The 11,499-nt window shown below is 62.8% G+C and carries 11 protein-coding genes; all 11 read left to right on the plus strand.

The window, feature by feature from the left end; all coding sequences use genetic code 11:
• Positions 1-71: 71 nt before the first annotated feature.
• The 11 genes from X730_RS139780 to X730_RS139730 all read left to right on the plus strand — a co-directional run bounded on the left by X730_RS139780 (position 72) and on the right by X730_RS139730 (position 11,499).
• Positions 72-764, plus strand: a complete 693-nt coding sequence (locus X730_RS139780; protein ID WP_023685199.1) for an NADH-ubiquinone dehydrogenase subunit — start codon at positions 72-74, stop codon at positions 762-764.
• Between the two features lie 11 nt (positions 765-775).
• On the plus strand, positions 776-1,057 hold the full coding sequence (locus X730_RS139775; RefSeq protein WP_023685200.1) for a pentapeptide repeat-containing protein: 282 nt from the start codon (positions 776-778) through the stop codon (positions 1,055-1,057).
• Positions 1,057-3,138, plus strand: coding sequence for an NADH-quinone oxidoreductase subunit NuoG (gene nuoG / locus X730_RS139770; protein ID WP_023827334.1), 2,082 nt, complete (start codon positions 1,057-1,059; stop codon positions 3,136-3,138). Before X730_RS139775 ends, nuoG begins: the two co-directional genes overlap by 1 nt.
• 2 nt (positions 3,139-3,140) lie before the next feature.
• Positions 3,141-4,184 carry an NADH-quinone oxidoreductase subunit NuoH gene (nuoH, locus tag X730_RS139765; protein ID WP_023685202.1) on the plus strand — a complete coding sequence of 348 codons (1,044 nt, stop codon included), beginning with the start codon at positions 3,141-3,143 and terminating at the stop codon, positions 4,182-4,184.
• Complete coding sequence (gene nuoI, locus X730_RS139760) at positions 4,184-4,675, plus strand: NADH-quinone oxidoreductase subunit NuoI (protein ID WP_023685203.1); 492 nt, start codon at positions 4,184-4,186, stop codon at positions 4,673-4,675. Before nuoH ends, nuoI begins: the two co-directional genes overlap by 1 nt.
• 123 nt (positions 4,676-4,798) lie before the next feature.
• Positions 4,799-5,419, plus strand: coding sequence for an NADH-quinone oxidoreductase subunit J (locus X730_RS139755; RefSeq protein WP_023690957.1), 621 nt, complete (start codon positions 4,799-4,801; stop codon positions 5,417-5,419).
• 1 nt (position 5,420) lies between these two features.
• Positions 5,421-5,729 carry an NADH-quinone oxidoreductase subunit NuoK gene (gene nuoK, locus X730_RS139750; protein WP_023670810.1) on the plus strand — a complete coding sequence of 103 codons (309 nt, stop codon included), beginning with the start codon at positions 5,421-5,423 and terminating at the stop codon, positions 5,727-5,729.
• 10 nt (positions 5,730-5,739) lie between these two features.
• Positions 5,740-7,713: an NADH-quinone oxidoreductase subunit L gene (nuoL, locus tag X730_RS139745; protein ID WP_023827335.1), complete on the plus strand. Its 1,974-nt coding sequence runs from the start codon at positions 5,740-5,742 to the stop codon at positions 7,711-7,713.
• Entirely contained in the window at positions 7,713-9,218 is a 1,506-nt protein-coding gene (locus tag X730_RS139740; RefSeq protein WP_023827336.1) for an NADH-quinone oxidoreductase subunit M, read from the plus strand. Before nuoL ends, X730_RS139740 begins: the two co-directional genes overlap by 1 nt.
• Before the next feature lie 18 nt (positions 9,219-9,236).
• Positions 9,237-10,673, plus strand: coding sequence for an NADH-quinone oxidoreductase subunit NuoN (nuoN, locus tag X730_RS139735; protein ID WP_023827337.1), 1,437 nt, complete (start codon positions 9,237-9,239; stop codon positions 10,671-10,673).
• Positions 10,674-10,677: 4 nt separating this feature from the next.
• Complete coding sequence (locus tag X730_RS139730) at positions 10,678-11,499, plus strand: biotin--[acetyl-CoA-carboxylase] ligase (RefSeq protein WP_023670806.1); 822 nt, start codon at positions 10,678-10,680, stop codon at positions 11,497-11,499.

Consider the following 11,499-nt stretch of genomic DNA (forward strand, 5'->3'; position numbering starts at 1 on the left):
TGAAATACGGGCGCAAGCCCGGGACTGACACAGCGGGGCGGGGCAAGCGAAGAAACGACCAGGAGATGTCTATGGCGCAGTATTCGAACCCTTTGATGCCCAATTTGGACCAGCTTGAAAAGATGAACCAGGATTTGACCAGGATGATGCCGAAGGAGATGGCCAGCGCCGTCAACCTTCTCGCGCATCCTGTCGCTGGTGCCGCCGCGATGTCGGCGCTGGGCTTCGGCCTTGCCAACCATGCATTTGGCGTGTGGCTCGGCGCCTTGTCGGGTGCTGCCGAGGCATCGCAGCGGATTTTCCAGCCGATCATCGACGATTTCGAGCAGCGCACCCAAGAGTTCTCCGAGACCGCGCCGGCCACCAAGGCGCGCGCGGCGACCAGAACCCTGATCGCCGAGGCGCAGAGTTTTGCCCAGGATGTGACCGATATTGCCGCTCGCACCGTCGATGCCGAGCCGGAGAAGACCGATGCCGTCGCCGAAGGCGCGACGATCGGATTGATGCCGGAGGATTTCAGACAGCCCAAGGCCATGGCGCGTCCGGCCAAGCCGTCGGATCTCAAGGCGATCACCGGCGTTGGGCCGAAGCTGGAAAAGGTGCTGAACGGCCTCGGCATCTGGACCTTTGCCCAGATCGCGGCGTGGACGCCGGAAGAGATCGCCTGGGTCGAGGACTACCTGTCGCTCACCGGCCGCATCGGCCGCGACGAGTGGACCCGCCAGGCCGCGGCGCTGACGCTGGCTGCCAAGGCGAAGAAGTAGGGGTGGCAGGCATGGAGATCCACGACAGGAGCGATGTTCTCGATGTGCGCAATGCCATCGTCAGCAACTCCAGATTTGACGATGTGAACTTGTCGAACACGCAGTTTCACAACGTCGACCTGTCGGCGGCCGTGGTGGACGACGCGAACCTCTCGAACGCGTTTTTCAGCAATGTGAATATGAGCAATCTGAAGATAGAAAACGCTGAAGTCGCCGGCATGATGATCAATGGCATCAGGCTGAGCGATCTGTTTCAGGCATATGAGACGGCGCAGACCGCCGGGGGCAATTGATGGCAAAGCTCAAGGTCGACGGGAAAGAGATCACTGTACCCGACCACTACACGCTGCTGCAGGCGGCCGAGGACGCCGGCGCGGAAGTGCCGCGCTTCTGCTTCCATGAGCGGCTGTCGATCGCCGGCAATTGCCGCATGTGCCTGATCGAGGTGAAGGGCGGGCCGCCCAAACCGCAGGCCTCCTGCGCCATGAATGTGCGCGACCTGCGTCCGGGTCCGAATGGTGAGGCGCCTGAAATCTTCACCAACACGCCGATGGTCAAGAAGGCCCGCGAAGGGGTGATGGAATTCCTCTTGATCAACCATCCGCTGGATTGCCCGATCTGCGACCAGGGCGGCGAATGCGACCTGCAGGACCAGGCGATGGCCTTCGGCGTCGATTCCTCGCGCTATCACGAGAACAAGCGCGCGGTCGAAGACAAGTATATCGGCCCATTGGTCAAGACGGTTATGAACCGCTGCATCCACTGCACGCGCTGCGTCCGCTTCACCACGGAAGTTGCAGGCATTTCCGAGCTTGGCCTGATCGGCCGCGGCGAGGATGCCGAGATTACCACCTATCTCGAAAGCGCCATGACCTCGGAGCTGCAGGGCAATGTCATCGACCTTTGCCCGGTCGGCGCGCTGACGTCGAAGCCTTTCGCCTTCCAGGCACGGCCGTGGGAGCTGACCAAGACCGAATCCATCGACGTCATGGACGCCGTCGGCTCGGCAATCCGCGTCGACAGCCGCGGCCGGGAGGTGATGCGCATCCTGCCGCGCGTCAATGAAGCGGTGAACGAGGAGTGGATTTCCGACAAGACCCGCTTCATCTGGGACGGATTGCGAACGCAGCGCCTCGACCGCCCCTATGTCCGCAAGGACGGAAAGCTGGCGCCGGCCAGCTGGGCCGAAGCGTTCGTTGCGATCAGGGATGCGGTGTCGAATGCCGCGCCCGAGAAAATCGGCGCGATTTCGGGCGATCTTGCCGCCGTCGAGGAAATCTACGCACTGAAGCAGCTTATGGCTGCGTTGGGCTCAAGGAACACCGATTGCCGCCAGGACGGCGCCGCACTCGATCCGGCGCTCGGCCGCGCCAGCTACATCTTCAACCCGACCATCGAGGGCATCGAGCAGGCCGACGCGGTGCTGATCATCGGCGCCAATCCGCGCTTCGAGGCCTCGGTGCTCAATGCCCGCATCCGCAAGCGCTGGCGGATCGGCAATCTGCCGGTCGGCGTCATCGGCGAGGTCGGCGACACGCGTTACGACTACGAACAGCTCGGCGCCGGTCCGGAGTCCTTGAAAGATCTGGCCGACGGCAATGGCAAGTTCTTCCAGGTGCTGAAGAAGGCGACGCATCCTCTGATCATCGTCGGCCAGGGCGCGCTGTCGCGTGCCGACGGCGCGGCGGTGCTCGGCCAGGCGGCGAAACTCGCCACGGCCGTCAACGCTGCGCGCGCCGACTGGAACGGCTTTGCCGTGCTGCACACTGCGGCCGCGCGCGTCGGCGGTCTCGATGTCGGCTTCGTGCCTGGCAAGGGCGGCAAGAACGTTGCCGGCATGCTGGGGGAGAGCGAGGTTCTGTTCCTGCTCGGCGCCGACGAGGTCGACATGTCCAAGACCGGCGGCGCCTTCGTCGTCTATGTCGGCACGCATGGCGACGCCGGTGCGCACCGCGCCAATGTCATCCTGCCGGGAGCCGCCTACACCGAAAAGTCCGGCACCTATGTCAACACCGAGGGACGCGTGCAGCAGACCAACCGCGCGGGCTTCGCGCCGGGCGACGCGCGCGAAGACTGGGCGATCCTGAGGGCATTGTCCGATGTGCTGGGCAAGAAACTACCCTTCGATTCGCTGCAGCAGTTGCGCGCCAAACTTTATGGCGAATACCCGCATCTCGCCCGCATCGATCATGTCGAAGCCGGCAATGCCGATGACGTCGCTAGGGTGGCGAAGCTCGGCGGGCGGCTGAACAAGGGCACTTTCACCTCGCCGGTCACGGATTTCTATCTGACCAACCCGATCGCGCGGGCCTCCGCCGTCATGGCGGAATGCTCGGCGATGGCGAAAAACGGCTTCAGGCAGGCGGCAGAGTAGACATGGACACCTTCTTCTCCTTCTACGTGCTGCCGACGCTGATCATCCTTTTAAAGTCGGTCGTGCTGATCGTCGTTTTGCTGATCGGGGTTGCCTACCTGCTTTACGCCGACCGCAAGATCTGGGCGGCGGTGCAATTGCGCCGCGGCCCGAACGTCGTCGGCCCGTGGGGCACGCTGCAGGCTTTCGCCGATCTGCTGAAATTCGTCTTCAAGGAACCGGTCATTCCGTCCGGCGCCAACAAGGGCGTGTTCCTGCTGGCGCCGCTGGTGTCGGCCGTGCTGGCAATCTCGGCCTGGGCGGTCATTCCCGTCAATGCGGGCTGGGGGATCGCCAACGTCAATGTCGGCATCCTCTACGTCTTCGCCATCTCCTCGCTCGAGGTCTATGGCGTGATCATGGGCGGCTGGGCGTCCAACTCGAAATACCCGTTCCTCGGCGCGCTGCGCTCGGCGGCGCAGATGGTGTCCTACGAAGTCTCGATCGGCTTCGTCATCGTCACCGTGCTGCTCTGCGTCGGCTCGCTCAACCTGTCGGACATCGTGCTGTCGCAGCAGGATGGGCTGGGCACCAAGCTTGGCCTGCCCAACAGCTTCCTCGACTGGCACTGGCTGGCGCTGTTCCCGATGTTCGTCATTTTCTTCATCTCGGCGCTGGCCGAGACCAACCGCCCGCCCTTCGACCTGGTGGAAGCCGAGTCGGAACTCGTCGCCGGCCATATGGTCGAATACTCCTCGACGCCGTTCCTGTTGTTCTTCCTCGGCGAATACGTCGCCGTGGTGATGATGTGCGCGCTGGCCACCATCCTGTTCCTCGGCGGCTGGCTGCCGCCCTTCGACTTCGCCCCCTTCACCTGGGTGCCCGGCGTGATCTGGTTCGTGCTCAAGATCTGCCTGATGTTCTTCATGTTCTCGATGGTGAAGGCCTTCGTGCCGCGCTACCGCTACGACCAGCTGATGCGGCTGGGCTGGAAAGTGTTCCTGCCGATCTCCCTGTTCATGGTCGTTGCCACCGCGGCCTTCCTCAAAATCACGGGGTTTGCGTGATGTCCGCTTTTGGCCAGGCCGCAAAATCGCTGCTGCTGCAGGATTTCGTCAGCGCCTTCTTCCTGTCGATGCGCCAGTTCTTCGCGCCGAAGGAAACGATCAACTATCCGCACGAGAAAGGGCCGACCAGCCCGCGCTTCCGTGGCGAGCACGCGCTGCGCCGCTATCCCAATGGCGAGGAACGCTGCATCGCCTGCAAATTGTGCGAAGCGATCTGTCCGGCGCAGGCGATCACCATCGAGGCCGGCCCGCGCCGCAATGACGGCACGCGCCGCACCGTGCGCTACGACATCGACATGGTGAAGTGCATCTATTGCGGCTTCTGCCAGGAAGCCTGCCCGGTCGACGCCATCGTCGAGGGGCCGAATTTCGAGTTCGCGACGGAGACGCGCGAAGAGCTTTACTACGACAAGGACAGGCTGCTGGCGAATGGCGACCGCTGGGAGCGCGAACTGGCGCGCAACATCTCGCTGGACTCGCCTTACCGCTGACATTTGACGCATGGACGGGGCGAGGGCCCTCGTCTAAGGACAACGCAACTTGCCGGCCTGAGGCGGTCGCAGAAATCAAACAGGACGGATGTCCTGTTTGGACAGGAACCCGGGGGATCCCCAATGCTGAGTGGACTAGAGGCGGCCTTTTTCTACCTCTTCGCCTTTGTCGCGGTGGCGTCGGCCTTCATGGTCATTTCGTCGCGCAACCCCGTGCATTCCGTGCTGTTCCTGATCCTGACCTTCTTTAACGCCGCCGGCCTGTTCATGCTGACCGGCGCCGAGTTCCTGGCGATGATCCTGCTCGTCGTCTATGTCGGCGCGGTCATGGTGCTGTTCCTGTTCGTCGTCATGATGCTCGATGTCGACTTCGCCGAGATGAAGGAAGGCGCCCTGCAATATGCGCCGATCGGCGCGCTGGTCGGGCTGATCCTGGCGGCCGAGCTGATCGTGGTGCTCGGCGGCTACACCTTCGCGCCGCAACTGGCCTCGACGGTCTCCAAACCCATCCCGGATCTTGCCGCGCGGACAAACACCGCAGCACTCGGCGACATCCTCTATACGGACTACCTCTACTACTTCCAGATTTCGGGCCTCATCCTGCTGGTCGCCATGATTGGCGCCATCGTGCTGACGCTGCGCCACAAGGAAGGGGTCAAGCGGCAGTCGATCGCCGCCCAGGTCGGCCGCACGCCGGCGACAGGCATGGAAATCCGCAAGGTCAAGTCGGGCGAGGGGCTCTGAGATGGTCGTCGGCATCGCACATTACCTGACCGTATCGGCGATCCTGTTCACGCTGGGCGTGTTCGGCATCTTCCTGAACCGCAGGAACATCATCGTCATCCTGATGTCGATCGAGCTGATCCTTTTGGCGGTCAACATCAATTTCGTTGCCTTCTCGGCGGCATTGGGCGATCTCGTCGGCCAGGTGTTTGCCCTGTTCGTGCTGACGGTCGCCGCCGCCGAAGCGGCCATCGGTCTTGCCATTCTCGTCGTCTTCTTCCGCAACCGCGGCTCGATCGCGGTCGAAGACGTGAACCAGATGAAGGGTTGACGGGGCTAACATGTATCAAGCGATCGTCTTCCTTCCGCTGCTCGGCTTCCTGATCGTCGGTCTGTTCGGCAATTCGCTGGGCGCCAAGGCATCGGAATACATCACCTCGGGCTTCCTGGTGATCTCGGCCGTGCTGTCCTGGGTCGCCTTCTTCTCCGTCGGCTTCGGCGAGGGCGAGGTGTTCACCGTGCCGGTGCTGCGCTGGATCCAGTCGGGCGGGCTCGACGCGTCCTGGGCGCTCAGGATCGACACGCTGACGGTGGTCATGCTGGTGGTGGTCAACACGGTGTCGGCGCTGGTCCACATCTATTCGATCGGCTACATGCACCACGATCCGAACCGACCGCGCTTCTTCGCCTATCTGTCGCTGTTCACCTTCGCCATGCTGATGCTGGTGACGGCCGACAATCTGGTGCAGATGTTCTTCGGCTGGGAAGGCGTGGGTCTCGCGTCCTATTTGCTGATCGGCTTCTGGTACAAGAAGCCGTCGGCCAATGCCGCGGCCATCAAGGCCTTCGTCGTCAACCGCGTCGGCGATTTCGGTTTTGCGCTCGGCATTTTCGGCGTCTTCGTTTTGTTCGGCTCGGTCAATCTCGGCACCATCTTCGCCAATGCCGCGACGTTCATTCCGGCCGAAGGCGCGCCGCAAGGGGCGGCAGTACTGACCTTCCTCGGCTATGCGCTGGACAAGCAGGCGGCCATGACCATCGTCTGCCTGCTGCTGTTCATGGGCGCCATGGGCAAGTCGGCGCAGGTGCCGCTGCACACTTGGCTGCCGGACGCCATGGAAGGACCGACCCCGGTTTCCGCGCTGATCCATGCCGCCACCATGGTCACGGCCGGCGTGTTCATGCTGGCGCGGCTGTCGCCGCTGTTCGAACTGTCGCATTCGGCACTCACGGTGGTGACCTTCATCGGCGCCTTCACCGCCTTCTTCGCGGCGACCGTCGGCCTGGTTCAGAACGACATCAAGCGCGTCATCGCCTATTCGACCTGCTCGCAGCTCGGCTACATGTTCGTCGCGCTCGGCGTCGGCGCCTATGGCGCGGCGATTTTCCATCTGTTCACGCACGCCTTCTTCAAGGCGCTGCTGTTCCTGGGCTCCGGCTCGGTCATCCATGCCGTGTCCGACGAGCAGGACATGCGCAAGATGGGTGGCCTGCGGAAGCTCATTCCGAAGACCTACTGGATGATGGTGATCGGCACGCTGGCGCTGACCGGTGTCGGCATTCCGGTGACCGTCATCGGCACAGCCGGCTTCTTCTCCAAGGATGCCATCATCGAGGCTGCCTTTGCCGGCCACAATTCGGTCGCCGGCCTCGCTTTCGTCCCGCTGGTCATCGCTGCCTGCTTCACCTCCTTCTACTCCTGGCGGCTGATCTTCATGACCTTCCACGGCGAGCCACGGGCGAGCCACGACGTCATGCACCATGTCCATGAATCGCCGCCGGTGATGCTGGTGCCGCTGTTCATCCTGGCTGCGGGCGCGCTGTTTGCCGGCGTTATCTTTCATGGCGCCTTCATCGGCGAAGCCTATGCCGAATTCTGGAAGGCGTCGCTGTTCACGCTGCCGGACAACCACATCCTGCACGACATCCATCAATTGCCGCTGTGGGTCGAGCTGGCACCGTTCGTCGCCATGGTCATCGGCTTTGCAGTCGCCTGGAAGTTCTACATCCGCTCGCCGGAACTGCCCCGGAGCGTCGCCGCCAACCATCGGCTGCTGTATGCCTTCCTGCTCAACAAATGGTACTTTGACGAGCTCTACGACGTCCTGTTCGTGCGGCCGGCAAAGGCGCTGGGCAGGTTCTTGTGGAAGACCGGCGACGGCACCATCATCGACGGGCTCGGTCCTGACGGCATTTCGGCGCGCGTCGTCGACGTCACCGACCGCGTCGTCAAGCTGCAGACCGGCTATCTCTATCACTATGCCTTCGCCATGCTGATCGGCGTGGCCGCACTCGTCACCTGGATGATGCTCTGATGACCGCCTGGCCAATCCTCTCGCTGGTCACCTTCCTGCCGCTCGTAGGTGTGCTGCTGATCCTGTTCATCAGGGATGACAGCCCGAATGCGCGTCGCAACATCCGCGCCATCGCGTTCACGACGACGGCGGCCACCTTCATCATCTCGCTGTTCATCTGGACCGGCTTCGACAATTCGCAAGCCGGCTTCCAGTTCGTCGAGAAGTTTGCCTGGTTGGATTCCGGCATCTCCTACCATATGGGCGTCGACGGCATTTCGATGCTGTTCGTCATCCTGACGACGTTCCTGATGCCGCTCTGCATCCTGGCGTCGTGGGAAGCGATCGACAAGCGGGTCAAGGCCTACGTGATCGCCTTCCTGCTCTTGGAAACGCTGATGATCGGCGTGTTCTGCGCGCTCGACATCGTGCTGTTCTATGTCTTCTTCGAGGCCGGCCTGATCCCGATGTTCATCATCATCGGCGTCTGGGGCGGCAAGCGCCGCGTCTATGCCTCGTTCAAGTTCTTCCTCTATACGCTCGCCGGCTCGGTGCTGATGCTGCTCGCCATCATGGCGATGTTCTTCCAGGCGGGCACCACCGACATCCCGACGCTGCTGACCCACAACTTCCCGGCCCACATGCAGACATGGCTATTTCTAGCCTTCTTCGCCTCCTTCGCGGTGAAGATGCCGATGTGGCCGGTGCACACCTGGCTGCCCGATGCGCACGTCGAAGCGCCGACGGCGGGTTCGGTGATCCTGGCGGGCATACTGTTGAAAATGGGCGGGTACGGCTTCCTGCGCTTTTCCCTGCCGATGTTCCCGCTGGCCTCGGAAATGTTCGCGCCGCTGGTGTTTACGCTGTCGGTCGTCGCCATCATCTACACCTCGCTGGTGGCGCTGATGCAGGAGGACATGAAGAAGCTGATCGCCTATTCCTCCGTCGCCCATATGGGCTTCGTCACCATGGGCATCTTCGCCATGAACCAGGAAGGCGTGCAGGGCGCGATCTTCCAGATGCTGAGCCACGGCCTCGTCTCGGGCGCGCTGTTCCTGTGCGTCGGCGTCATTTACGACCGCATGCACACACGCGAGATCGACGCCTATGGCGGCTTGGTCAACAACATGCCGAAATACGCCACGGTGTTCCTGATCTTCACCATGGCCAATGTCGGCTTGCCCGGCACATCAGGCTTCGTCGGCGAGTTCCTGACCATGCTCGGCGTGTTCCGGGTCAACACCTGGGTGGCGTTCTTCGCCGCCACCGGCGTCATCCTGTCGGCGGCCTACGCGCTCTGGCTCTACCGCCGGGTGATCTTCGGCGCGCTGACCAAGGAAAGCCTGAAGGGCCTGCTCGATCTGTCGACGCGCGAGAAGGCGATCATCTACCCGCTGGTCGTGCTGGTCATCTTCTTCGGCGTTTATCCCGCTCCCGTCTTCGATGCCACGGCCCAATCGGTCAAGGCGCTCGTCACCAATGTCACCGCATCCATCGGCGCCGCGCAGACCGCGGCGGCGAACTGACCAGAGGTTTTGCGAACCATGACGCCGGACCTTTACTCCAGCCTTTCGCTCTCGACGCCGGAGCTGATCCTCGCCATCGGCGCGCTGGCGCTGTTGATGGTCGGCGCCTATTCGCGCGCCAACACTGCCATTCTGGTGACTGTCCTTGCCGTCGCCGTGCTGGTGATCGCAGGCTTATGGCTGATCTTTCCCACGGGGCAGGGGAGCGCCTACGGCAACGCCTTCATCCAGGATCCGTTCTCCCGCTTCATGAAGGTGCTGTCGCTGATCGGTTCGGCGGTGACGCTGGTGATGTCGATGCGCTTCGCCAGGCAGGAGCATTTCGACAAGTTCGAATACCCGGTGCTGATCCTGCTCTGCACGCTCGGTATGATGCTGATGATCTCGGCCAACGGCATGATCGGGCTCTATCTCGGCCTCGAGCTGCAGTCGCTGGCGATTTACGTGCTGGCGGCGATCAATCGCGACAATCTGCGTTCGACCGAGGCCGGTTTGAAGTATTTTGTGCTCGGCGCGCTATCGTCGGGCATGCTGCTTTACGGAATCAGCCTCATTTACGGCTACACCGGCAATGTAGGCTTCCAGGAAATTTCCTCCGCGCTTGGCAGCGGCGAGCGCCAGTTGGGTCTCGTCGTCGGCCTGGTCTTCGTTTTGGCCGGCCTTGCCTTCAAGATTTCGGCGGTGCCGTTCCACATGTGGACGCCCGATGTTTACGAGGGCGCGCCGACGCCGGTCACCGCCTTCCTGGCGGCCGCTCCCAAAATGGCGGCAATGGCGCTGATCGTGCGCGTCACCATGGGCGCCTTCAAGCCGATCGCTTCCGACTGGCAGCAGATCATCGTCTTCATCTCGATCGCCTCGATGGCGCTCGGCTCCTTTGCCGCGATCGGCCAGACCAACATCAAGCGGCTGATGGCGTACTCCTCGATCGGCCATATGGGGTATGCGCTGGTCGGCCTTGCCGCCAACAGCCAGGCCGGCGTGCGCGGCGTCGCCATCTACATGCTGATCTATCTCGTCATGACGCTCGGCACCTTCGCCTTCATCCTCGCCATGCGGCGCAAGGAAGGCAATGTCGAGCAGATCAGCGATCTCGCCGGTCTGTCGTCGACCAATCCGATCATGGCGACGATCCTGACCATCTTGATGTTCTCGCTGGCCGGCATCCCGCCGCTCGCCGGCTTCTGGGGGAAATGGTACGTGTTCCTCGCCGCCATCAACGCCAACCTCTATGCGCTGGCGATCATCGGCGTGCTGGCCTCCGTCGTGGGCGCTTTCTACTATCTGCGTATCATCAAGATCATGTGGTTCGACGAACCGGCCGGTGGCTTCGTGCCGATGGCGGTTGAGCTGCGCCTCGTGCTTGGTGTCTCCGGCGCTTTCGTGCTGTTCTATGTGCTGATCGGCGGTCCGATCGCGACCTACGCCGAAGCCGCCGCCAAGACATTTTTCTGACCGGATGGCATTTCGGCTGGCTCCAACCTCTGAGACGGAAGGGTTCCGGCTCGAGGCGCATGACAGCGTGGGTTCCACCAACACGCTGGCGCTGGACCATGCAAGGGCAGGCGATCCCGGCAAATTGTGGGTCGTTTCCAAGAAGCAGGAAAGCGGCCGTGGCCGCCGCGGCAGGGCCTGGGTATCGCCCGAGGGCAATCTGGCGGCGACATTGCTGGTCATCACCGGCGGTGAGTTGCGTCTGGCGGCGACGCTGGGCTTCGTCGCCGGCCTGTCGCTGGCCGATGCGCTTGACGCCGTGGTGCCGAAGGGCAGGATCGCCATCGGCCTCGACGGCGCCAGCCAAGGGCAGAACCGCTTCGAGCTGAAATGGCCGAACGATGTGCTTGCCTCCGGCGCCAAACTGGCCGGCATCCTGCTGGAATCGGCCATTCTCGATGGCGGCCGTTTCGCGGTGGCGGTGGGCATCGGCGTCAATGTGGTGGCGCATCCGCCGGATTTGCCGTATCCGGCGACATCGCTTCAGGCGCTGGGCGCGACATGCGACGCCGAAACGCTGTTCTTGGCGCTGTCCGATGCCTGGACCGACAATGCCCGGCTGTGGGATGACGGACGCGGGCTCGACGCCATCCGGCGTCGCTGGCTGGCGCGCGCGGCGGGGCTTGGCGGCGAGGTTGCTGTCAGGATTGACGGGAATGTGGTGCGCGGTACCTTCGAGACCATTGACGCGGACTGCCGTTTCGTGATCCGCGATGATGAGGGGTCGGTCGTGACGGTAGCCGCCGGCGACGTGCATTTCGGCGCCGTCGCGTCGGCAAAGATTTAG

This window comes from Mesorhizobium sp. L103C131B0 (assembly GCF_000502275.1).
In the GTDB taxonomy this organism is placed as follows: Bacteria; Pseudomonadota; Alphaproteobacteria; order Rhizobiales; family Rhizobiaceae; genus Mesorhizobium.

Coding starts and splice junctions, on each gene's coding strand:
- nuoI (WP_023685203.1), top strand. CDS start 4,184: ATGTCCGCTTTTGGCCAGGCCGCAAAATCGCTGCTGCTGCAGGATTTC.
- nuoK (WP_023670810.1), top strand. CDS start 5,421: ATGGTCGTCGGCATCGCACATTACCTGACCGTATCGGCGATCCTGTTC.
- X730_RS139780 (WP_023685199.1), top strand. CDS start 72: ATGGCGCAGTATTCGAACCCTTTGATGCCCAATTTGGACCAGCTTGAA.
- nuoN (WP_023827337.1), top strand. CDS start 9,237: ATGACGCCGGACCTTTACTCCAGCCTTTCGCTCTCGACGCCGGAGCTG.
- X730_RS139775 (WP_023685200.1), top strand. CDS start 776: ATGGAGATCCACGACAGGAGCGATGTTCTCGATGTGCGCAATGCCATC.
- X730_RS139755 (WP_023690957.1), top strand. CDS start 4,799: ATGCTGAGTGGACTAGAGGCGGCCTTTTTCTACCTCTTCGCCTTTGTC.
- nuoL (WP_023827335.1), top strand. CDS start 5,740: ATGTATCAAGCGATCGTCTTCCTTCCGCTGCTCGGCTTCCTGATCGTC.
- nuoH (WP_023685202.1), top strand. CDS start 3,141: ATGGACACCTTCTTCTCCTTCTACGTGCTGCCGACGCTGATCATCCTT.
- X730_RS139730 (WP_023670806.1), top strand. CDS start 10,678: ATGGCATTTCGGCTGGCTCCAACCTCTGAGACGGAAGGGTTCCGGCTC.
- nuoG (WP_023827334.1), top strand. CDS start 1,057: ATGGCAAAGCTCAAGGTCGACGGGAAAGAGATCACTGTACCCGACCAC.
- X730_RS139740 (WP_023827336.1), top strand. CDS start 7,713: ATGACCGCCTGGCCAATCCTCTCGCTGGTCACCTTCCTGCCGCTCGTA.